The organism is Bacillus sp. RC51 (genome assembly GCF_044908115.1).
GTDB lineage: Bacteria > Bacillota > Bacilli > Bacillales > Bacillaceae_G > Bacillus_A > Bacillus_A mycoides.
Map to the genome: position 1 here is coordinate 22,891 of NZ_JBIYCW010000005.1, position 23,700 is coordinate 46,590.

Below are 23,700 nucleotides of genomic sequence, written 5' to 3' on the forward strand. Positions count from 1 at the left end.
AATTATGTTTTTTGTGAAAACATCTTCGAGGGTGTTTTTTTATTTTGATATAAAACTTTTAGGTGGTAGAAGGAGATAGTTATGAAGAGAGTGCTATTTATGGTAAGTAGTATGAATATAGGTGGTGTAGAAAAATCATTTCTTTCTTTGTTATCTGTAATACCAAAAGAAAAGTATGATGTCACAGTATTGATGCTGGAGAAGCGAGGGGGATTTTTAAAACAATTACCAAGTTGGGTAAAGATAGAAGAAGTTACTTGGTTTGAAAATATAAAGCCTAAAATTATGCAACCACCAAAGAAAACGATTAAAGAGTATTTTGAAAATGCAAAGTATATAAAGGGTTTAAATTTTTTACTCACTTATGTGGTATCAAAAAATTTAAAGGATAGATATATTTTCTATAAAGAGATTTTTAAAGATATTCCACATAATAAGAATAATTATGATATTGCAATAGCATATCAAGGTCCTACTGACATAATTGATTATTATATAGTTAATAGAGTGACTTCAGAAAAGAAAATTTCTTGGATCCATTTTGATGTTTTTCAACATCAAGTTAATACAAAATTATATGAAAAATTATATAATCAGCTGGATAATATATATGTAGTTTCTAAAGAAGCACAAAAACATTTAATAGAGAAGTTTCCTAAAGTAAAAAGTAAGACAAGTGTCTTTTTAAATATTGTACTTCCAGATTTAATAAATGAAATGGCGAAAGAAAAAGTAGAATTTGATAATGAATATAAAGGTATGAAGATAGTAACAGTAGGTAGACTTTCAAAAGAAAAAGGTCAAGACCTTGCAATTAAAGTTTTATCAATGCTACGTAAGGAGGGATACGAAGTACGATGGTACTGTATCGGAGAAGGAGAGAATAGAGAGTATTATGAGACATTAATATGTAAGTATAATTTGAAACAGGATTTTCTATTATTAGGATCAGCAATAAATCCGTATCCATATGTAAATCAATCAGATATATATGTTCAAACTTCTAGGCATGAAGGGTATTGCCTCACGTTAGCTGAGGCGAAATGTTTAAAAAAACCTATCGTAACGACTAATTTTACAGGGGCATATGAGCAAATAAAAGATGGATATAATGGTTTTGTTGCTGAATGTAATGAGGAAAGCCTATATTACAAGATTAAATATCTTTTGGATCAACCAAGAGTGCGTGAAGAGGTAACGACTAATTTGTTAAAAGAGGAATTTAACAACTTAGAAAAGGTAAATCGTTTTCTAAGTTAATTGTAAATGAAAGGATGCAATTATGAATCCTAAAATTAGTATTATTGTTCCCGTTTATAAAGTTGAGCAATATATTCATAAATGTATTGATTCTATATTAAAGCAAACGTTCAAAGAGTTTGAGTTGATACTTGTTGATGATGGATCTCCTGATAGTTGTGGTGAGATTTGTGAAGGGTATGCGACTCAAGATAGTCGAATTAAAGTAATCCATAAGGAGAATGGTGGGTTATCTTCTGCAAGAAATGCTGGATTAGAAATAGCACAGGGGGATTATATAGGATTTGTTGATAGTGATGATTGGATAGAAGTGGATATGTATGAATTGTTATATGGTATGTGTTTAGAACAGGATTGTGATATAGCTATTTGTAGTAGTGAAATTCATTACAAGGATAAAACGGTAATTTCAAGCAATCATCCGTTTGTTATTCATGATAGATATAGTGCGATGAAAGCGATGCTAGAAGGGAATTTGTATGATGAAGTTGTTTGGACTAAACTTTTCAAAAGACAGTTATTAGAGGGTATTAAATTTCCAGTAGGTATGTCATATGAAGATACAGCATTTACGTATAAAGTTATTCATAAGTGTAACAAAGTATGTTTTATAGGAGAACCTAAATATCATTATATAAAGCGTGATAATAGTATGATGGATCAGGCTGTAAAAGAGATTAAAATTGACTCAGTCTTAATTTATGATGAAATGTGTAAATTTATGGAGCGATATTATAAGGAGTTATATAACTTAGTTATATTAAAACTAGGAAATTGTTCGATGGTAGTATTAAATTTAATATCATTGAGTGGAAGACTTAATGAGCATAAGAGTAAATATTATAAGGTTATTGGTATATTGAATCGTTATTTTTATAAAACAATGCGTTTAAAAGAGTATGGGAAAAGTGTAAAGTTTTTATTATTGGCGACCAAGCTACATCCATTATTATATAAAATTTTAATTAATAATTTTGCAAAAAGGGGATAGGTATGAAGACGTCTTTGTTGAAATTATATTATTTATATATTGGAACGAAGAATAAAGTGACTATTCAATATAATAGGGTGATTACTATGAAAAGGAAGCCTCCAATAGTGAAAAGTGTTGATGAAACACTTGACTATATTATAAGTAATAATTGTTCAGTAAGTAGATTTGGTGATGGTGAATTTGCTCTTATAAATGGAGAAAATTTAATTTTTCAGCCGTATTCAAAAGAATTAAAGGATAGACTGGATGAAGTTATTAAGAGTAATAAGATGGGCCATTTAGTTTGTATTCCAAATGTTTTTGAAAATTTAAATTGGTGTACGGACAAATCAAGAGGGTATTGGGAAAAATATTTAGAGTTAAATCGTAGCAGAATTTATAAGAGTATACGTATGAATAAAGAATATTACGATGCATTAGTTACAAGGTTATATATAGATCATCAAGATAAAAGTATGGTTGGAATTCGTTTTGATAAAATGAAAGATATTTGGAATGGTAGAGAAATAATCATTATTGAAGGGGCTCAAAGTAGACTAGGGGTAGGAAACGATCTTTTTAAAAATGTTAAAACAATTGATAGAATAATATGCCCATCGAAAAATGCTTTTGCGAAGTATAGGGAAATTTTAGAGCTAGCAAAGAGTCAACAAAAATCGAAATTAATATTAATTGCACTAGGCCCAACAGCTACGGTATTAGCGTATGATTTATCTTCTGCTGGATATCAAACGTTAGATATTGGTCATATTGATATAGAGTATGAATGGTTTTTGAAGAAAGCGACAGAAAAACAACCTATAAAAAATAAGTATGTTGGTGAAGTAGATGCTGGAACTAATGTGAATGCAATTAGTGACTTGAATTATGAGAGTGAAATTATTGCCAGGATAATATAACTTTATTGTTATGAGGATTCTTTCTACTTAGAGATGATCTAGTTAATGAAGGGGATTAATCATGCGAACAATGTATTCAATTAAAAACATAGCAATAAGTATATTTTCTCAAATAGTTATTGTTATTCTAGGCTTTATATCTAGGAAAGTTTTTTTGGATAGTTTAGGAATAGAGTATTTAGGGATAGATGGTTTGTTAATTAATGTATTATCCATGTTAGCGTTAATTGAAGCTGGCATAGGAGCGAGTATAGTATACAATTTGTATAAACCATTGGCAGAAAATAATCAGTATAAAATTATAGCCCTTGTTCAATTATATAAAAAAATTTATCAGATTTTAGCAATCATTATTTTAGTAATAAGTGCTATGATATATCCCTTTTTAAGTTATTTAATGAAAGATGGGGAGTCTATATCGAATGTTGCGATAATCTATTCGATATTCGTGGTGAAAAATGTCGTTACTTATTTAAATGCTCACAAGAGGTCTTTAATACAAGCTGATCAAAGAGGATACATATTGGCTAGGGTGGATCTCTTATTCCAAGTGGTAACTACAATATTTAAAATATTTATACTAATGTACACAAAAAATTATATATTGTATTTAATTATAGAGTTGAGTATATATGTAATTCAAAATGTCGTAAACGGTAGGATTGTGAATAAGAACTATTCTTATATAAAGACAAAAAAGAAGTATTCTATAGATAATGATACGAAAGAAAAATTAATTATAAATGTAAAGGCGATGTTTTTGCATAATATTGGAGGATATATTGTATTTGGAACGGATAATATACTGATTTCATCTTTTGTAGGTCTTGCTACGGTCGGGATATATTCGAATTATACAATGATAATAAATCAATTAGCAGCTGTAGTAAATCCTATATTAAATGGTATTGAAGCAAGTGTAGGAAATCTAATCGCAACTGAGAATAGTGACAAAAATTATGCAATATTTAAAGTGACTTATTTAGTGAATTTTTGGATTTTTTCTTTTTGTACCATATTTTTATTTAATCTGTTAGAGCCATTTATAGGGTGGTGGCTTGATAAGAAGTATTTATTAAATAACATGGTTTTTGTAGTGATACTCATAAACTTTTATTTAACAGGGATGCGAACCGCGATAGCTATTTTTAAAAATAAAGCGGGATTATTTGTACAAGATAAGTATATTCCATTAGTTGAAGCGATAATCAATTTAAGTTTATCCATTCTATTAGCTAAAATGTTAGGATTGGTAGGTATATTCATAGGAACGGCGATTAGTACAATTACTACGGTACTTTGGATTCAGCCTTATATTGTATATAAAAATCTTTTTAAGAAATCAGTTTGGAAGTATTTCACAGCATATGTATTTTATATATTTTTAACTGTCGTGACAGGTTTCATTACTACAAGTATATGTAATTATTTCATAGAAGGTAGTACCTTTATTTCGTTAGTCGGAAAAGGTATGATTTGCTTATTAGTACCAAATGTAATATACATTTTAATTTTTTATAAAAGCACAGAATTTCATTATATAAGAAATATCTTTAGTGTGATGTTTTTACAAATTAAAAAGAAACGAAACGTTATTTAGGTATAAAAATTATGGATATTATATTGGTTTGAATTATTAAGTAAGTATATTGTTGTTGAAGCCTCTTAGTATGAAATGAAACTTGATATTAATTAGAAAACGTGAATCATTAGCCCTAACATAGCATTTATATAATGCATAGTATTCTATTAAAGGGATACGTATGTAAGCAGAATATAAAATATTTGTCCCTATGCACTGGTATAAGTTTGAATTTTCTGTGAAAATTCAACTTCTATCTTAGTTGGAGGTTATATAAATCATGGCAAAATTTCAAGTGACATGTGTGTTAAAAGGGAATCTTCCTGTGTTAAGCGAGGGAGAATTTTGTTTTTGTATAGATACTTGTGAGTTATTTATTGGGACGAAAAAAGGGAATATAAAAGTATCAACGGAGAATAAATTTGAGAGGTTAGTAAGTAAACTTAAAAGCAATACATTTGGAAGTTCTAATTCTAGAAAATCACTGATTGGAGAAACAGAATCTGCTAATGTGGTTTCGGGCACGTATTTTCTTGAGTTAGAGAGATGGAATGTTAAAAATGATGGAACGGACGCGGATAATACTTCTAAAGGGATTAATAATGCATTATTATGGGCATTTCAACAAGGATTTATAGAAGTTGTTTTACCCATGGGGACATATTTAATTGATGAAAATACACCAATTGAGCCACAAAGTTTTATGACTTTAAATTTAGGTGGATCAACTTTAAAAATAAGAAGTAATGGATTAGTTAAATATGCAATCGTACGATATCAAAGAAATCAAAAATTTTCTCGGGTTACCAATGGAAGGGTTGAAGGAGATAAAGATACACACGATTATACAACGATTCCTCATACTCATGAATGGGGATATGGGATTGAAGTAGGAAATACTACTCCTGCTGAGGGGAGTAATATGAATTATATTTCAATAGATAATATGGAAATTTTAAATTGTACTGGCGATGGGATAGCAATGGAAAGTACATGGGGACAAATTGGAGAATATGATTTTGCCAGTACATTTGAAGTGGGGGGGATTAGTGATGTCAATGGTTCCCTAATAGTAGATGATAATAAAATTAGATCCAATTTAAAAATAGATTTACATCATAGTAGCATTATAAAATGGGGATATTTCGGTTTGTATGGAGATGGCTATGGTGGAATTGGTTCAGAAATATATACAGAATTATATGATGTGTTATTTTATAAAGCTGATAATACTTTTGTAACGGCTGCGAATAGAGTAAAGTTTTTTGAAGAAGTGAGTGTTCCAAAAGAAGCAGATTATGCGAAAATAGTTCTTCATCAAGGTACAATACCTACAGAAAACGGTTGTAAAATAACTGTTAGAATTCCAGAATTTTCCCGAAATGTATTTATCGAAAAATGTAAAATACATGATTGTAGAAGGCTTGGGGTAAGTGTATCTGGAGCGAAACAAATTTATATTAGAGATTGTGAAATTTACAAAATGAAAGGTACAGCACCTCAGGGAGCAATAGATATTGAAGATGGATATCGATTAAATCAATATATAAACATTGAGCGTAATAACATATATGATAATCAGGGATATAACGTTGTTGTAGTCGGTGGTAGATATATTAATATCATTCAAAATAAATTAGCTAATAATTCATTAGTAGTAGGTGAAAATGTAGAGAAAGTGATTATAAACAATAATCACTTAAGGGAAGTAAGTTGTGTTTTAAGCGGAGAAGTAACTTTTACGAATAATCAAATGTATGCTACTCGAGTCACGATAGATCAAGGAGATAAGGAAGCGCTTATTGGTAACTGTATTTTCCATAATAGCGCATTGTTAATGGGAAGAGATAAAGCATATTGTATTCAAGTGAACCAATGTGAATTTTTTAGTGATCGAGATTTATTTCATTCTTTTTCACAGTTGGGTTCAATAATTGGTTTTTCAGCAGAACCGCAAACTATATCAAATTGTGTTATTAAAGGAGGGGCTGTAGAGGGTACAAGTTTGACAGGCGTATCACCTGGTATGAAAAATGGATGGAGATTAAATAATATTGCTTTTATAGATACGAAACACCCGCAAGGAATCATTACGAATTTACCACCAGGAGTATATACGGGATGTAAATTTGAGAACAGCGGTACAATATCATTTGTTACAAAAACTCCTCAAGCAGAATATGAATTTAATGGATGTTCATTTAGTTGGGATGCTTATAATCTGTTTACTGTTGAGTCTTCTCAAAGGATAGCGATGCTAAAAGTGAAAAATAGTAATTTTAGAGGTGGAAGATGGGGCTCAGCATTTTTTTTATGGGACATTGGGGGAAGAATAGAATTTAATAATAATGCATTTGAATACCTTAATTCGGAATCGACAGACAGTATAATGAATTTTTGGAATGAAACATTTACGAGTGAGTTTATGTTAATAGAAAATAATATATTTAGGTCAAATAAAAGTATGATAGGCGTGAATGCAAATCAAATTTCATCCTCAATTACTTTGATTTTTAAAGATAATATTGTGGACACAGTAGTTATAAAGTTAAGGGATGAACATATAAAAAGGGATAATTATATTAATGGCGTCTTTGATCCATACATGTAAAGTTATAGAAACTAATGGAGTAACGGGTCCTTTGTAAATAAGCAGTGATATCGCATGGAAATATTCACATAGGCTAGCTATGTTTAAACTATTTGATGAGATAGAATTAATGAAAGATGACGTAATTAAACAAAACAAGGGGCAACTAACTGTAGTTGCCTTTTGTTTTGTTTAATTGCATATAAAGTTTTAAATGGTCCTAGGGGTATTAAACGTAAATGAGTAAGGAGGATAGTACATGAAAAGAATTTTTGATGTATGTATTTCTTTATTGTTATTATTTGTATGTTTGCTTCCTATTCTTGTTATAGCAATCTTAGTTAGGCTGAAAATAGGATCTCCTGTACTGTTTAAGCAACAGCGTCCAGGACTACATGGAAAACCGTTTAATGTTTATAAGTTTCGAACTATGCTAGATAAGAAGGGGAGTGATGGGGAATTACTTCCAGATCAAAATAGATTGACTACTTTTGGGGCAATTCTTAGAAAATATAGTTTAGATGAGTTACCCCAACTGATGAATGTTCTATGGGGTGATTTAAGTTTAGTAGGTCCAAGGCCATTATTGATGGAATACTTACCCCTATATTCTAGTAAACAGGCTAAAAGGCATAATGTAAAACCAGGAATTACGGGATGGGCACAAATAAATGGTAGGAATTTGATTACCTGGGAAGAAAAATTTGAATTGGATGTATGGTATGTGGAGAATCACTCTTTTTTATTAGACTTGAAAATAATTGTACTTACAATATTAAAAGTATTTAAAACAGAGGGAATAAATTATGTAGGGCATGTGACAATGGAGAGATTTACTGGAGGGAAAATAGAAATAAAGGGGGAGGGAAAATGAAAATTTTAATAATAGGATGTGGTGGGCATAGCAAGGTTGTGAGGGATATAATCTTATCAAATGAAGGATATGAAATAGTCGGTTATTTAGATGATTTGTACACAGGGATAAATATTGTAGACAATCTTTATTTTGGAGCAATTGCAGATGCAAGGGAAATTATCAATAATTTTAATGATGTAAGGCTCGTGATTGCTATAGGAAATAATAAAATAAGAAGAGAAATTTCAGAAATATTAAATCAACAAAGTAGCATATATGCTACTTTAATTCATAAAACAGCCATTATAAGTTCAAATGCTAATATAGGAAACGGAACGGTAATTATGCCAAATGTGGTTGTTAATGCGGATACGTTCATCGGTAACCATACTATAATAAATACGGGCTCAATAATAGAACATGATAATATAATTGATGATTTTGTTCATATTTCACCACATGCTACACTTACAGGTTCTGTCACTATAGCAGAGGGGGCACATATAGGAGCATCAGCTACTATAATTCCAGGTGTTCAAATTGGTAAGTGGTCTATTGTTGGAGCTGGTTCTGTAGTCATAAATGATTTTCCATCTAATTGTACTGCTGCTGGTATTCCAGCAAAAGTTATTAATGTAGTAAATTAAGAGGAGATGAAGAGTGATGATAAAAAATAAGGAGAAAATCTATCTTTCCTCTCCACACATGAGTGGAAATGAACAAAAATATATAAAAGATGCTTTTGACTCAAATTGGATTGCGCCTCTAGGCCCAAATGTAGATGGATTTGAAAGAGAGCTTGCTTCTTTTGTAGGAGTTAAAGGTGGGGCTGCGGTTAGTTCAGGTACTGCGGCCATTCATTTAGCTTTACGATTATTAAACGTTCAAGAGGGTGATACAGTGTTTTGTTCAAGTTTCACTTTTGTAGCAAGTGCGAATCCGATTGTTTATTTGGGAGCAGAACCGGTATTTATTGACTCGGAACCGGAAACATGGAATATGTCACCACAAGCTCTAGCACTTGCGTTGCATGATGCTGATAAAGCAGGGAAATTACCTAAGGCTGTCATTCTTGTTCATTTATATGGTCAGAGTGCAAAATTAGATGAAATTCTTTCGCTTTGTAATCATTATGGTGTTCCCATAATTGAGGATGCAGCAGAATCCCTAGGTTCTACATATAAAGGAAAAGCAAGTGGTACATTCGGAAGATTTGGTATTTATTCATTTAATGGAAATAAAATTATTACAACTTCGGGCGGTGGAATGTTAATTTCTGATGATGTGGAAGCGTTAGAAAGAGCGAGATTTTTAGCAACACAAGCAAAGGATCCAGCACCACATTATGAGCATAGTAAGGTAGGGTATAATTATCGAATGAGTAATATATTGGCTGGTATTGGAAGAGGACAATTAGAAGTGTTAGAAGACAGGGTGAGAGCTAGAAGATCTGTATATAAACGTTATTACGAAGAGTTATCTCTCATACCAGGATTTTATTTTATGCCTGAATTAGAAAATACTCGCTCGAATCGATGGCTTACCACATTAACAATTGATGAAAAGGAATCCGGGATCTCTGTTGGGAACTTATTGAGGGATTTAGAGGAAGCAAATATTGAAGCGCGTCCTATGTGGAAGCCATTGCATATACAATCGCTCTTTAAAAGGAAGAAGTATTATCCGCATAGCAAAAATGAAGATGTGTCGCAGTGTCTGTTTCAAAGTGGAATTTGTTTACCTTCAGGATCTAATATGTTAATCGAAGATCAACAACGGGTGATTCAGTGTGTTTTAAATGTAGTGTTAAAGAAAAGCAAATAAAACAACAAATAAGAATGAAATTAGGCATTGTAATTTGTTCTTTATAATGAAAATAAGTGCATGATAGTAGTTTTGACATACCCGTAATCTACTGATTTATAGGACCATATAATGGAGGAAGTGTGAGAATAAATGTTTTTGTTCTTTAAAAAGAATGATATAAGGGTATGTTTAACGAAATAAATATAAAAGCAGTATTTATAGAAATTCCTTATATATTAGGAGGAAAACATGAGCGCAATAACTGGTATTGTTCATCTTACTAATGAACCCGTATTAATTGAGCATGGAAGAAGGATAATGGATTGTTTATATAAATATCCTGCTAATGACATTGGAATTTTCCATAAAGAGAACACATTTTTTGGGTGTCATGCACAATGGATTACACCAGAAGCTATTGGTGAACAGTTACCTTACTATAATGAAACAGCAAAATTAGTGATTACAGCAGATGCAATTATTGATAATCGAAATGAACTATTTGATAGGTTGCAAGTAAATTATAACGAGAGAAAGGTAATACCTGATAGTAAATTAATTTTACTAGCTTATCAAAAGTGGGGAGAAGATGCTCCAAAATATTTAGTCGGTAATTTTGCTTTTATGATTTGGGATGAACGTAATCAAAAATTATTTGGAGCTAGAGATTTTTCAGGAAGTCGAACTCTGTATTATTACTATGATAAGCAACGGGTTGTTTTTTGTACGACGATAAGTCCTTTGTTAACATTACCTTATATACGAAGAGAATTAAACGAACAATGGATTGCTGAGTATTTAGCAATTTCAACAGTAGTTGATACGGTAGATACCTCAATAACACCCTATAAAAAAATAGAACAAATACCTCCAGCTCACAGCATTACAATTGACAGAGGTAAGATAAAGTTAACAAAATATTGTACTTTGGACTTGGGCCAGAAGTTAAAGCTCAAGACAGATGAAGAGTATGTAGAAGCGTTTCAAGAAGTTTTTCAACAGGCTGTAACATCTTGTACACGTACTTATCGTCAAATTGGGGCTCATTTAAGTGGTGGGCTAGATTCTGGTGCAGTTGTTAGTTTCGCTGTAAAGGCGTTAAGTACAGAAAATAAACAATTGCATACATTCAGCTATATTCCTTCGGATGATTTTGAAGATTATACTCCTAAGTCTTTAATGCCAGATGAAAGGACATTTATTCAATCAACCGTCCAATACGTAGGCGGAATTAAAGCGCATTATTTAGATTTTAAAGAGAAAAATTCTTTCTCTGAAATTGATAGTCTATTAGAAATGATGGAGATGCCGTATAAATTTTTCGAAAATTCTTTTTGGTTGAAGGGGATGTATGAGAAAGGACAAGAAGAAAAAGTTGGGGTGCTTTTAAGTGGGGCAAGAGGTAATTTAAGTATATCTTGGGGAGCTGCCTTAGATTATTATGCAATTTTACTGAAAAGAATGAAATGGTTTCGTCTTATTTATGAATTACATCAGTACAGTAAAAATGCAGGTGGGGCTAGATTAAGAAGAATACCCGTTGTTGCAAGAGTAGCATTTCCATTTATTGATCAAATATTTCCGATGGGTGAACCGTATGAAATTCCATCATTCATTAATCAAGAATTTGCAAAGAGGACAGATGTTTTTAATAAACTCAAAAATTACGGATTAGATCAAAAGGGATGGTTTGCTACCACAAATATTTACGAACGGAGAATTAGACATTTTGAAGATGGTTTTCATTGGAACGCAACTAGTACATTAGGAAGTAAATTATCTTTATATTATTCGTTATGGACACGTGATCCTACTAATGACATACGTGTAATTCGTTTTTGTTTATCTGTTCCAGAGAAACAATTTGTTCAAAATGGGCTGGATCGAGCGCTTATTAGAAAATCTACTGAAAAGTATTTGCCAGATAAAGTTAGATTAAATCAAAGAGTTCGTGGTGTTCAAGGAGCCGATTGGCTTCATCGAATGATTCCGTATTGGGATATGGTAATAGAGGAGTTACAGCAGCTTAGTGAAGACGAAAGGATTTTAGAATTTATAGATGGCAAGATAATTAAGCGAGCGTTATCTGAAATTAGCAGAGATGTTCGACCGGAGTATGCAACTGATCCGAATTATAAGATATTAATGCGTTGTTTAATATTATATAGATTTATGAAAAAATTTGTTTGAAAGGAGGTGATAATATGAAAAAAGAATGGAAAACACCTGTATTAGAAGTGCTTGATGTGAATATGACAATGCTTGATCCGAAAAATGGAAGACATCTTGATCATACTTATGAGGCAGGAACAGATCGAGATGATTTAACTTGGAGTTAGGTGAAAAGAGTTTTTTATTGAGTGTATTTAGTTATTCGAATCTACTTAGATTTTATATGACCGGTTGTTGTTAAAAAACCCTTATATGAAAAAATATAAGGGTTTTTAACATAAAACTAAATAGGAGGTGAAAAGGATGCTAATAATTCAGAAGGAAACGGTGTATCAAGCCTTTGGTTTGTCGGTTGTTAGTGATATTCCTCTACCAGAATTACCTTATGCGAATAATAAACTAGACAAAATAGATGTAGAAATAAAAATAGAAGATCTATCAAAAATTTGGTTTGACTTATCAGATAAAGAAAGGACTTTTATAGTCGATGAAAACAGAGTTATGTTTCAGGTTCCTAATGTAGTAATTTTTTCGATACAAGGTGGAAAGACGATAACTGTTTCACCTTTGGAAAAGTATGAAGAAGATATGATTCGACTTTGGATTCTTGGAACTTGTATGGGTGCAATACTAATGCAAAGGAAGGTTTTTCCATTGCATGGTAGTGCAGTGGTGATTAACGGAAAAGCATATGCATTCATAGGAGATTCAGGTGCAGGAAAGTCTACATTAGCGTCAGGGTTTATAAAAAAAGGATATCAGTTTTTAAGTGATGATGTGATTGCAGTATCTTTTTCGCAAGACACATATGCGCCGATAGTTATCCCTTCTTATCCTCAACAGAAGTTATGGCAGGATAGTTTGACCAACTTTGGAATGGAAATAGGAAAGTATCAATCCATATGTGGTCGAGAGAAGAAGTATAGTGTTCCAGTTACCTCTCAATACTTTAGTGAAATATTGCCTTTGGCAGGTATATTTGAATTGGTGAAAACGGAAAGTGAGGAAATAGAGGTCCAAAAAATTGAAAATCTGGAGCGTTTTTATGCTTTATTCCGACATACTTTTCGCAACTTTCTTATTCATGATTTAGGGCTAACGGAATGGCACTTTAACAAATCAGCAGATATTTTAAGTAAAGTTAATATGTATCAGTTGTGTAGACCGATTTCTAGATTCAGTGCACCGAAACTAGTTGATATCATAATAAATACTATAAACAAAGGAGAATGAGTGATTATGGAAAAACAAGGTATCTCATTAAATCAATTCATTACACAAGTTCAAGGGAATATAGTAAGCGATATGAACGGGGAGAAAGTAATGTTAAGTATACGGAATGGTAAATATTACAATTTAGGTGATTTAGGAGGGGTTATATGGGGATTAATTGAGAAACCACTAGCAGTTACTCAATTGGTTAAGGAATTAACATTAGAATATGAGGTAGAACAATCGAAATGTGAGAAAGAAGTGGTATCTTATTTGGAGATTTTATTAGAGGAAGGGTTAATTGAGGTCAGTAAATAAGTTTAGTGTATTCTTTTATTTTCGAAAAGAAGTAGGAGGATATGGAAATGTTGAGAAAAGTAGGGGCTTTTATTTCATTAGATAGGCAGGTAATGTTTTTATTTGCAGAGGCATGTATGTATTTAGGATGGGCACGGATTTTAAAGGTAATGCCATTCTCTAAAGTTTCATCGGCCTTAGGTATTCATATGGAAGAAACACCTTTAAGTTATATAGAATTTAATAAACCAATAATCGGGAGAGTTTCTGAGGCTATACAAATTGTGAGCCAGCATACTTTATGGGACAGTATGTGTTTTGAGAAATCGATAGCCGCAATGAAAATGTTAGAGAGGCGACGAATAGAAAGTACTTTATATTTTGGAACTGCAAAGGATAAGGATGGAAAGCTGGTCGCTCATGCGTGGTTACGTAGTGGTCCTTTTTATATTACTGGAATGGAAAGTATGGATCAATTTACTGTTGTTAGTACATTTGCAAAGAAAATAGATGAGAAGAATCCAAAAAAAGGAGACTACGATGCATAAGAGTTTCTGTCTAGACACAGATGATTTTTCTAAGGAGTTAAAATTGCTTTTGGAGATTTTGAAAATGGAAGATGGTGATGATGGATTTCAAAATCGAAGTGAATGGCTGCTGGATATTGATTGGCATGAGTTTGTTGCACTTGCAATGCATCACCGTGTTTACCCAAGCATATATTCGAAATTAAAAGGCATAGGAGAAGAACGGATACCTGATTGTGTAGTGGAATTGTTGTACCAACAGTTTAAAAAGAATACTTTTCAAATGCTGTATTTGAGTGCTGAAATGGAACGGTTGAGTAAAATGTTTTTTGGAAATGAGATTCGTACACTTTTTTTAAAAGGGCCAATACTTGCGCATGATCTATATGGTGATATTTCTTTACGTACATCTTGTGATCTGGACATTCTTATTCCGATTCAACAGTTAGAAAAAGTGGAGAAACTCCTTGTGGAAGAAGGTTATGTGAAAGATGAGTACATTCAAACAATATTAAATGATTGGAAATGGAGACATCATCATGTAACATTTTTTCATCATCAGAAGCATATTAAAGTAGAAATTCATTGGAGATTACACCCTGGCCCTGGGAAAGAACCAAATTTTGAAGCGCTTTGGGAGAGGAAAAGGAAGAGCTTGCTGGGAAGTTATCCTGTTTATATGTTAGGAAGAGAGGATTTATTTTGGTTTCTTGTTTCTCATGGAGCGCGTCATGGTTGGTCTCGATTACGTTGGTTAGTTGATATTCATCAGATGTTAAAGCAAGATCTCAATCGGCCAGTTATTAAAAAGTTATTTAAAAAATATCAAAATGAGAATGTGGGAGGACAAGCGTTAATTTTAGTTAGCGAACTTTTAAATGCCATAACTATCGAGGAAATGATAGGGTTGATGAATCGGAGTCGTACGAAGCGGCTAGCGAAAGGAGCATTGTTTTATTTGAAGCAAAAGATAAACTTGCATACACCTCCTGTTCCGGATGATGTAGCAGAATATCACAGTCGACATCTATTTTTGCTAATGTCAAATAGGCAAAGGGTTGTATTTATGATAAGTCATTTTTATCCCTATCCAATTGATGCAAAGACGTTACCGTTACCAAAGTCACTTCATTTTCTATACTTTCCTTTACGACCTATTTTATGTGCTTGGAGAAAAACGAAAAAATATGTATTCTCATAGGAGGATAAAAATTGAACTACCTCTTATATTTTATGAAAAAATTACATTCTTTTGCTGGGAAAAAATTATATATAAATTTATTAGGGATGACAGTAGTGAGTCTTTTGGAAGGAATGGGGATACTTTTATTGATTCCAATGATAAGTGTAAGTGGAGTTGTAAACATGAAAAGTGATTCGAGTTCCTTTATGGAGATGTTTAGTTTTTTTCATAATATCCCTGGAACAATAAGTTTACTACTCATCTTAGGTATCTATATTTTTCTAGTAGTTTTTCAAGCGTTTCTACAACAACATTTGAGTCTTCAAAATATGAAGATTATTATTCGCTTTACAAATTATATAAGATTAGAAACATATAGTTCTCTACTAAAAGTGAATTGGGAATTCTTTGTGAAAAAGAGAAAGTCTGACTTGATTAACTCTTTAACTGAAGAGTTAGGAAGAATCATACAAGGGACAAATTTGTGTTTTCAAATGTTAACCGCCTTAGTATTTACTTTCATCCAAATTGGTATTGCATTATGGCTCTCTGCAACAATAACGATTTTTGTACTATTTGCGGGTCTAATACTTGCATTTTTGTTGAGAGGTTTTATAAAAAAGTTTAGAGATTTAGGAAATAAAAAGACAGAGATATCCAAAAGTTATCTTGCTGGTATTACAGATCATTTTAACGGGATTAAAGATATTAAGAGTAATACGCTAGAAGAGTCTAGGTATGAATGGTTATATTATTGGTGTCAAAAAATAGAGAGCGAGCAATTGGGGTTTATGAGATTGAAAAATAAATCACAACTTTTTTATAGAGCTGCATCATCTGTTTTAATAGCATTGCTCGTTTTTATATCTGTTAAACTATTTCAATCGCAACCAACCCAATTATTATTAATCATTCTCATTTTTTCCAGATTGTGGCCAAGATTTATGACGATTCAATCAAATTTAGAACAACTAGCTGCAAGTATTCCTGCTTTTAAGTCATTATGGGAGTTGCAAGAGGAATGTAAGGAAGCGATTGAAATACAGGATATACATCAGCACAAACAAATAAAGCCGATTTGTATTGAACAAGGTATTGAGTGTAAGGATGTTCACTTTCGTTATAATAAGCAAGAATCTTTATACGCACTTCAAAATATTAATGTAAAAATTCCAATAAATAGTATGACGGCCATTGTGGGGCATTCTGGTGCAGGAAAAAGTACATTAATTGATGTATTAATGGGATTAATCCAGCCAGAAAAAGGTCAAGTGTTAATAGATGGTACTCCCCTTACAACTGATAATTTATTGTCATTAAGGCGGGCTATTAGTTATGTACCACAAGATCCTTTCTTATTTAATGCGAGCATAAGAGATAATTTATTGATGATTGAACCGAATGCAAATGAGGAAGAAATTTGGGATGCATTAAGTTTTGCAGCCGCCGCTGAATTTGTACAAACGCTACCAAATGGGCTTGAAACACTGATTGGAGATCGTGGGGTGAGGCTTTCAGGTGGTGAACGTCAGCGACTTGTACTAGCTCGGGCTATTTTAAGAAGGCCATCGATTTTAGTATTAGATGAAGCTACGAGTGCATTAGATACTGAAAATGAAGTGAAAATCCAATCAGCAATAGAAAGGTTGAAAGGAACAATGACAATTATTGTGATTGCGCATCGTTTATCTACTATACGCAATGCAGATCAAGTCATTGTCTTAGGAAAAGGTGAAATTGTCCAAAAAGGTGAATTTAATCAATTGGCTAAAGAGAGAAAAGGTGTATTTCGAAGTTTGTTAGGGTCACAAATGGAAGTTGGTTCTTAGAAGGGAAAGGGTGAATGAATTTTTGTATTCATACAGTTCGAATCGAATAAAAGCCCGAGTAATGGTCAGTTATAACAAGATCTTATTCGGGCTTTTATTTGTACGTTTTCTACATTTAGGGAGTAAATATAAATGAGTACCTTGCAATGGATAATACTAAGTGGTATATTATGGATATGACAGGTACCGTGTATTGAACAGTACTGGAATGAGAAAGGGGGATTGACCTTGAACGTTCAGTTTAAAAAAGGTGTGTTAGAACTGTGTGTTTTGGCACTTGTGAAACGTAAAGATTGTTACGGTTATGAACTTGTTCAGCAAATCTCAAATAAATTTTTAATATCGGAAGGATCAGTGTATCCTTTATTACGTCGTTTAACGAAAGAAGGGTATTTTCAAACGTATTTAAAGGAATCTACGGAAGGACCACCTCGTAAATATTATCAACTAACGGAGCAAGGAGAGATGCAACTTACTTTATTAGTAACAGAGTGGCGCGATTTTGCTAAAGGTGTTCAAGAAATTATTGAAGGGGTGGAATGGGATGAGTAAAGAAGGGTTTCTTAAAGAATTATCAAGTCATCTTAGAAAGTTACCAGAAGAAGAGCGACAAGATATTTTATTTGATTATGAAGAGCACTTTCAGTTTGGGATGGAAGAGGGGAAAACTGAATCAGAAATAATAAAGGGACTTGGCTCTCCGAAAGTAATTGCGAAAGACTTACTTGCGATGTATCGATTTGATGAAATGAAAAAGGATCCGTCGACTTCAAATGTGACAAGAGCTGTCATGGCAGCGGTTGGACTTAGTTTGTTTAATTTTATTATTGTGTTAGGCCCGTTAGTTGCAATTATCGGTTTTATATTTTCTTTTTGGGTCGGTGGGATTGCTAGTGTAGTGACACCATTTTTCGTTATTGTAAAAGTATTTATGGGCACTTTTATATGGTTGGATCTTTTCGTTAGTATAACGTTTGTCGGAGTAGGTTTGTTGTTATGTATTGTAGCTTATTATAGTACGAAGTGGTTTAAAAGATTATGTGTACGCTATGTAGTCTGGAACTTCAAAATGATAAAAGGGGAGTAGATGATGAAAAAGATATTATTAGTAGCTATCGCTTGTATCATTATTGGAGTAATAGGGATTTCACAAACATATGAAAAAGCAGTGCAAACTGCAGAAAAAGGAGATAAAGAGGACGTAATTAAAAACGAAACGCTAAAAAATGTAGAAGTTAAGTTAGATGCTGGAGATATTGTTGTCCAAAAATCTCCTGATTCCTCTTTTTATGTAAAGCAAAAAGGAGACGTAAGTAAACAGGAGATTCGTATTGCTGAAGATGGTGATACATTAAAAATCATAGGGGAAATAGAAAAAGGTGTTTCATTTGATTTTTCATTTTACAATTTCGGATTTCAAACGCCTACATTGACTATATTAGTACCTGAACGTTCTTATCAAGAGATAAAAGTAAATTCATCCGCTGGACAAATAGAAATAAGTAATGTGAAAAGTGACCGCGTAAGTGTTGAAACACTCGCCGGAGAAGTGGATTTGAAACATGTAACAGCAAAGAGTGTGGAGGGGTCTACAAAAGCTGGTGAGGTGAATTTTAAAAAAGTAATAGGGAAAGTAACAGCAAAAACGGCTAGTGGGGATATAGATATTATTGATCATGATTCTAAATATGATTTAGAGGTAAGTTCAACTGCTGGAGATGTAGATATTACTTTATTGGAAAAACCACAAGATGCAGTTATAACTGGGCAAACTGCTGCTGGAGACGTGACAATTTTTAATGAAGACAATAAAAATATAACGATTGGTAATGGTAGTAAAAAGATTAGCGGTAAAACCGCTGCTGGAGATGTTACTATTGAAACGCGTTAATAATTAATGAAACGCATTCTTTTGAATGAACGGAAATCTATCAAAATATAAAAAGAAGATAATTACCTATATAAATAAGGGAATTATCTTCTTTTTATTATTTTTAATGTAAATCACGATATACGCCAATTACTTTTCCAATAACTGACACTTGTTTTAAAATAATAGGTTCTAGTGAAGAGTTTTCCGGTTGTAGACGGAAATGATCTTTTTCTTTATAGAAACGTTTAACAGTTGCTTCGTTATCTTCTGTTAAAGCAACTACAATTTCACCGTTGTATGCAGACTGTTGTTGGCGAACAACAACTAAATCACCATCAAAGATACCGGCTTCAATCATGCTATCTCCAGAAATGCGTAACATAAACACTTGATCTGCTCCAGCAACGATACTAGCTGGAAGTGGGAAGTGATCTTCTACACTTTCGACTGCTGTAATCGGTAAACCGGCAGTAACTTTTCCGATGATTGGAACTTGAATAACAGATTGTGTTTCCGTTCGGTTGTCACCTAAAATTTCAATTGCGCGTGGTTTTGTTGGATCGCGTCGAATATATCCCTTTTCTTCTAGTCGTGATAAATGTCCGTGCACTGTAGAACTAGAAGCAAGGCCGACTGCTTGACCGATTTCACGTACGGAAGGTGGATATCCTTTTTCTTGTACTTTTAGCTTAATAAAGTCGAGAATGTCTTGCTGGCGTTTCGTTAACTTTTCCATGTTTTCTAACACCTCGTTTTCTTTCATTTTTCTTATTATTAAGTATAACATGCGAAAAAACATTCTACAAACATAAGTTCGAACGAAAGGCAAATTTATGATACACTATAAGGAAAATATAGTGAGAAAGAAGGGTTCAAAATGAATGCAATTATTTATGCACGTGTGAGCACAACAAAAGAAGAACAGGAAACATCATTATTGCGTCAAAAAGATGAATTATTGCATTTAGCTGAGCGCTATCAAATGGATGTTACAAAGGTAATTGAGGAGCAGGCTAGCGGTTATACAATTGAACGTGATGGCATATTAGAAGTGCTAGATACAATTCGAGATGAACAAGTTGATGTACTACTTATACAAGATGAAACGCGTCTTGGTAGAGGAAATGCAAAGATTGCATTAATGCATTGTTTACATAAAGAGGGGATAAAAGTTTATACGCACACGCATAGTGGTGAATTACAGCTTTCAGATTCTGATTCGATGGTGCTAAATATAATTGGGATCGTTGAAGAGTATCAAAGAAAGATCCACAATTTAAAAATTAAACGTGGCATGCAAAGAGCAGTGGAGAAAGGATTTCGTCCAGAAAATAATTTGAAAAATCGTCATTTAAGCGTAGGACGTGAGAAAAAAGAAGTGCCAATTGAGGAAATTGTACGTTTGCGCCGGAATGAATTAACTTTTGAAGAAATTGCAGCAACACTTCGTGGTTTTGGTCATGATGTTTCAAAAGCAACTGTACATCGAAGGTATGTAGAATATACAAAGCAATTGCTTGATAAAGAGGAATAACTATTGTATGATAATAATCAGTTTTGAGTAGAAGGGGGATTCGAGATGCCAAGTCAAGAACTCATTGAACGCATTAACTTCTTAGCGAAAAAAGCAAAAGCTGAAGGCTTAACTGAAGAAGAACAACGTGAGCGCAAATCGCTTCGTGAACAATATTTAAAAGGATTTCGTCAAAATATGTTAAACGAATTAAAAGGAATTAAAGTCGTTAACGAAGAAGGCACGGACGTTACACCGGCGAAATTAAAAGCTTTAAAGAAGCAGGATAATGCAAAATTAAATTAAAAGATGGGCATAGCCCATCTTTTTTTATTTGTTAGAATTATTATTTAATAACTTTCCAGTTTTCATTTTTCGTTGCTTCTATCCTTTTATGCTTCAATATATAGTTAGCGATAAGTTCGGACATATCTGTTGGTATGTCTTTTACTACTGGTTTATTTTGAAACATAAAGAAGTTCCCGCCACCGCTTGCACGATAATTATTCATAACAACGTCATATTCTTCATTCATATTAAGAGGAGCGCCTTTATACTGCAAAGACTCTACTCTCTCTCCAATTGGTTTTGAAATGTTTAATACATACGAAATCCCTTCCCACATATCGTAATTAAAGTGTTGTGGTTTTGGCTCTATATAGGCAGGGTTTACGATGATGGTTCCATCTGCTTTTAATGTGAAATAAGAAGCAGAGAGTTCGAGAGCATCTTTTATATCCGCTCCGGTTATTCTAATTACTTTTAATGTATTTGGATAAATATAATTAGAAACGATGTCACGCATTGTTACATGTTTCGGGAAACCAGGAGATGTATTATGAAACAAACTTGTACAAGAAATTGAAACATTAGCTATATCCATCTGTATTTTATTTATGAATTCAATAAAAGGATGGTCTTGCAAACGTGTTTGCATAGCATCGGAAATTTGCATATCCCCATAAATTATTCCAATAGGTTTATCAAGCCAATTTTGTGTTTTCTCTTCATAATTGGCAACCAAGGAAAGAACATCTTGGTCTGCCGCAATTCCTTGTACGGACAATAACTCTGAATAACTCTCTTTTTTCACCCATTTTTGTTCTGCTTTTTCGAATGTTACTGTTACTTTTCCAACTGAGTGTCCATTGCATCCAGTCTGTAAAATTGTTACACCATTAATCACGGTGTGAGCGATTTCTCGGTGTTGGTGGCCTGTTAGTAAAATATCTATGCCTTCAATTTCATGGCACATTGCATATCCTTGGTTTTCACCTGTTAAAACTTCAGTCGGTACTCCGGTTTGTAAATCACGTTCAAATCCCCCGTGATAGGCTACGACTAGTAAATCTGGTTTTTCATGTTTACGGATGTAAGAAACCCATTTTTTTGTTGTTTCAAATGCATCTTCAAATTGTAAATCTTTAATATGATGTGCTTGTTCCCAATGGGGGATGTAATGCGTTGTCACCCCTAAAATAGCAATTTTTATATTTGATTCAATATGTTTTATTATATATGGTTTCCCGAAATAAGGTTCTTTTCTGTTTTTATCTAAAATGTTTGCTGATAGATAAGGGGAATTTGCAGTAGCCACAGCATTATTTAATATATCCATTCCATAATTAAATTCATGATTTCCGATAATTGCAATGTCATACTCTAAGTAGTTGGCTAATAAGGACATTGGGTTTTCCATATCTTTTTCGTATGTAGCGTAATGATAAGTAAATGGTGTTCCTTGAATGAAGTCCCCGTTATCAATCAGAAGAACGTTTGCATTTTGAGAACGTTCTTTTTTTATGAGAGTAGAAATTTTAGCTAAACCAATTTCTGCTTTGGAGTTATCTTGGTAGTGAATTGGATACACAGTACCATGTACATCGCTTGTTAATAAAATATTTAAAGTTACAATTTGATTTTGATTCAACACCATTCACCTTTTCTATAGTTATCTTTCAATTAATCATATCAAATATATGAAAAGAATTTTAATGTGAATGTATAGAATGTGTAAAGATTCTGTAAATAAGCAATTATTTGTAAAAATATGTGATATATTTCTTCATGTTTATGGAAGGTTATTTTATAACAACGAAAAATGGAGGCATTAACATGTTGAAAAAAGTTTTTGCAATGAGCACAACAGTTGTACTAGCAGCGGGATTATTAAGCGGATGTGGAACGAAGGAATCAAGTGCAAGTAAAAATGAAGATACGAAAAAAGGTTATGTACCGAAGACGCTAAATGTTCAATTTGTTCCTTCTCAAAATGCAGATACGTTAGAGGCGAAGGCAAAACCATTGGAAAAGCTATTAAGTGATAAATTAAACATTCCGGTAAAAGTTAGTATTTCAACGAATTACAATACAATTGTAGAAGCGATGGCATCTAAGCAAGTAGATGTAGGCTTTTTACCTCCAACAGCGTATGTGTTAGCGCATGAGAAAAAGGCTGCAAACGTAATTTTACAGGCGCAACGTTTTGGGGTAGATGATGAAACTGGAGCTCCCACAAAGGATTTAGTAGATGTTTATAAATCAGAGTTTGTTGTTAAGAAAGATTCTAATATTAATAGTGTAAAAGATTTAAAAGGTAAAAAAATTGGCTATCAAGATGTAACATCATCAGCGGGTTATGTATGGCCTGCGGCTGTATTGTTAAAAGAGGGAATCGATCCGCTAAAGGATGTGAAACCTGTTACATTAAAAGGTCATGATCAGTCACTTATTGCTCTTTTAAATGGTGATGTAGATGCAGCTGTTGTATTCCAAGATGCTCGCAATATTGTAAAAAAAGATTATCCGAATATATTCGATCAAACGAAAATAGTAAAATTTACGGAGAAAATTCCAAACGATACGATTTCTGTACGTTCTGATTTAGATGCAGAGTGGAGCAAGAAATTACAGGATGCTTTCATTGAAATAGGAAAGAATGAGGAAGGGCACAAAATCATTAAAGAAGTATACTCACATGAAGGATACGTTAAATCTGATGATAGTAAATTTGATATCGTTCGTGAATATGGAAAGAAAGTGAAAACGCAATAATACATATGGAAATGGCGACTAACTGGAAAGTGTGTGATTTCAGTTAGTTTGCC

At 32.8% G+C, this 23,700-nt stretch carries 23 protein-coding genes; 21 read left to right on the forward strand and 2 right to left on the reverse strand.

Annotated features, from left to right (window positions below; genetic code table 11):
- Positions 1 to 81 precede the first annotated feature (81 nt).
- The 18 genes from ABH959_RS12345 to ABH959_RS12430 all read left to right on the forward strand — a co-directional run bounded on the left by ABH959_RS12345 (position 82) and on the right by ABH959_RS12430 (position 19,098).
- Positions 82 to 1,260 carry a glycosyltransferase gene (locus ABH959_RS12345; RefSeq protein WP_404492642.1) on the forward strand — a complete coding sequence of 393 codons (1,179 nt, stop codon included), beginning with the start codon at positions 82 to 84 and terminating at the stop codon, positions 1,258 to 1,260.
- 22 nt (positions 1,261 to 1,282) lie between these two features.
- Positions 1,283 to 2,251, forward strand: coding sequence for a glycosyltransferase (locus tag ABH959_RS12350; RefSeq protein ID WP_404492643.1), 969 nt, complete (start codon positions 1,283 to 1,285; stop codon positions 2,249 to 2,251).
- 86 nt (positions 2,252 to 2,337) lie between these two features.
- Positions 2,338 to 3,153 carry an SP_1767 family glycosyltransferase gene (locus tag ABH959_RS12355; protein ID WP_404492644.1) on the forward strand — a complete coding sequence of 272 codons (816 nt, stop codon included), beginning with the start codon at positions 2,338 to 2,340 and terminating at the stop codon, positions 3,151 to 3,153.
- 61 nt (positions 3,154 to 3,214) lie between these two features.
- Positions 3,215 to 4,753, forward strand: coding sequence for a lipopolysaccharide biosynthesis protein (locus tag ABH959_RS12360; RefSeq protein ID WP_404492645.1), 1,539 nt, complete (start codon positions 3,215 to 3,217; stop codon positions 4,751 to 4,753).
- A 262-nt stretch (positions 4,754 to 5,015) separates the two neighbouring features.
- Positions 5,016 to 7,346 carry a right-handed parallel beta-helix repeat-containing protein gene (locus ABH959_RS12365; RefSeq protein ID WP_404492646.1) on the forward strand — a complete coding sequence of 777 codons (2,331 nt, stop codon included), beginning with the start codon at positions 5,016 to 5,018 and terminating at the stop codon, positions 7,344 to 7,346.
- A gap of 238 nt (positions 7,347 to 7,584) precedes the next feature.
- On the forward strand, positions 7,585 to 8,199 hold the full coding sequence (locus ABH959_RS12370; RefSeq protein WP_113936912.1) for a sugar transferase: 615 nt from the start codon (positions 7,585 to 7,587) through the stop codon (positions 8,197 to 8,199).
- Complete coding sequence (locus tag ABH959_RS12375) at positions 8,196 to 8,828, forward strand: acetyltransferase (RefSeq protein WP_113936913.1); 633 nt, start codon at positions 8,196 to 8,198, stop codon at positions 8,826 to 8,828. Before ABH959_RS12370 ends, ABH959_RS12375 begins: the two co-directional genes overlap by 4 nt.
- 16 nt (positions 8,829 to 8,844) lie before the next feature.
- Positions 8,845 to 10,005, forward strand: coding sequence for an aminotransferase class I/II-fold pyridoxal phosphate-dependent enzyme (locus ABH959_RS12380; RefSeq protein WP_113936914.1), 1,161 nt, complete (start codon positions 8,845 to 8,847; stop codon positions 10,003 to 10,005).
- Between the two features lie 231 nt (positions 10,006 to 10,236).
- Entirely contained in the window at positions 10,237 to 12,177 is a 1,941-nt protein-coding gene (locus ABH959_RS12385) for a lasso peptide isopeptide bond-forming cyclase (protein ID WP_113936915.1), read from the forward strand.
- Between the two features lie 14 nt (positions 12,178 to 12,191).
- Positions 12,192 to 12,326 (forward strand): paeninodin family lasso peptide, encoded by a 135-nt coding sequence (locus tag ABH959_RS12390; RefSeq protein WP_113936916.1) that lies wholly within the window; start codon positions 12,192 to 12,194, stop codon positions 12,324 to 12,326.
- Positions 12,327 to 12,462: 136 nt separating this feature from the next.
- Complete coding sequence (locus tag ABH959_RS12395) at positions 12,463 to 13,392, forward strand: phosphoenolpyruvate carboxykinase (ATP) (RefSeq protein ID WP_404492647.1); 930 nt, start codon at positions 12,463 to 12,465, stop codon at positions 13,390 to 13,392.
- Positions 13,393 to 13,689: a lasso peptide biosynthesis PqqD family chaperone gene (locus ABH959_RS12400; RefSeq protein WP_404492648.1), complete on the forward strand. Its 297-nt coding sequence runs from the start codon at positions 13,393 to 13,395 to the stop codon at positions 13,687 to 13,689.
- Positions 13,690 to 13,730: 41 nt separating this feature from the next.
- Positions 13,731 to 14,216 (forward strand): lasso peptide biosynthesis B2 protein, encoded by a 486-nt coding sequence (locus tag ABH959_RS12405; protein WP_404492649.1) that lies wholly within the window; start codon positions 13,731 to 13,733, stop codon positions 14,214 to 14,216.
- Positions 14,209 to 15,396 (forward strand): nucleotidyltransferase domain-containing protein, encoded by a 1,188-nt coding sequence (locus ABH959_RS12410; protein WP_404492650.1) that lies wholly within the window; start codon positions 14,209 to 14,211, stop codon positions 15,394 to 15,396. The genes ABH959_RS12405 and ABH959_RS12410 overlap by 8 nt, the downstream gene beginning before the upstream one ends.
- 11 nt (positions 15,397 to 15,407) lie before the next feature.
- Complete coding sequence (locus ABH959_RS12415) at positions 15,408 to 17,207, forward strand: ABC transporter ATP-binding protein (RefSeq protein ID WP_404492651.1); 1,800 nt, start codon at positions 15,408 to 15,410, stop codon at positions 17,205 to 17,207.
- A 228-nt stretch (positions 17,208 to 17,435) separates the two neighbouring features.
- A complete protein-coding gene (locus tag ABH959_RS12420; RefSeq protein WP_002066545.1) occupies positions 17,436 to 17,759 on the forward strand; it encodes a PadR family transcriptional regulator in 324 nt (107 codons plus the stop codon).
- On the forward strand, positions 17,752 to 18,294 hold the full coding sequence (locus ABH959_RS12425) for a DUF1700 domain-containing protein (protein WP_113936921.1): 543 nt from the start codon (positions 17,752 to 17,754) through the stop codon (positions 18,292 to 18,294). Before ABH959_RS12420 ends, ABH959_RS12425 begins: the two co-directional genes overlap by 8 nt.
- Entirely contained in the window at positions 18,295 to 19,098 is an 804-nt protein-coding gene (locus ABH959_RS12430) for a DUF4097 family beta strand repeat-containing protein (RefSeq protein ID WP_002014437.1), read from the forward strand.
- A gap of 103 nt (positions 19,099 to 19,201) precedes the next feature.
- Here ABH959_RS12430 and lexA read toward each other — a convergent pair whose 3' ends face one another.
- A complete protein-coding gene (lexA, locus tag ABH959_RS12435) occupies positions 19,202 to 19,816 on the reverse strand; it encodes a transcriptional repressor LexA (RefSeq protein WP_002087894.1) in 615 nt (204 codons plus the stop codon).
- 141 nt (positions 19,817 to 19,957) lie between these two features.
- Between lexA and ABH959_RS12440 the strand changes: the two genes are divergently transcribed.
- Positions 19,958 to 20,614, forward strand: coding sequence for a YneB family resolvase-like protein (locus ABH959_RS12440; protein WP_002014433.1), 657 nt, complete (start codon positions 19,958 to 19,960; stop codon positions 20,612 to 20,614).
- 45 nt (positions 20,615 to 20,659) lie between these two features.
- A complete protein-coding gene (locus tag ABH959_RS12445; protein ID WP_113936922.1) occupies positions 20,660 to 20,899 on the forward strand; it encodes a DUF896 domain-containing protein in 240 nt (79 codons plus the stop codon).
- A gap of 40 nt (positions 20,900 to 20,939) precedes the next feature.
- Here ABH959_RS12445 and ABH959_RS12450 read toward each other — a convergent pair whose 3' ends face one another.
- Positions 20,940 to 22,523: a bifunctional metallophosphatase/5'-nucleotidase gene (locus ABH959_RS12450; RefSeq protein ID WP_113936923.1), complete on the reverse strand. Its 1,584-nt coding sequence runs from the start codon at positions 22,521 to 22,523 to the stop codon at positions 20,940 to 20,942.
- Positions 22,524 to 22,708: 185 nt separating this feature from the next.
- On the opposite strand from ABH959_RS12450, the gene ABH959_RS12455 reads away from it, so the two are divergent.
- On the forward strand, positions 22,709 to 23,647 hold the full coding sequence (locus tag ABH959_RS12455) for a phosphate/phosphite/phosphonate ABC transporter substrate-binding protein (RefSeq protein WP_002137777.1): 939 nt from the start codon (positions 22,709 to 22,711) through the stop codon (positions 23,645 to 23,647).
- The last annotated feature ends 53 nt before the right edge of the window (positions 23,648 to 23,700 follow it).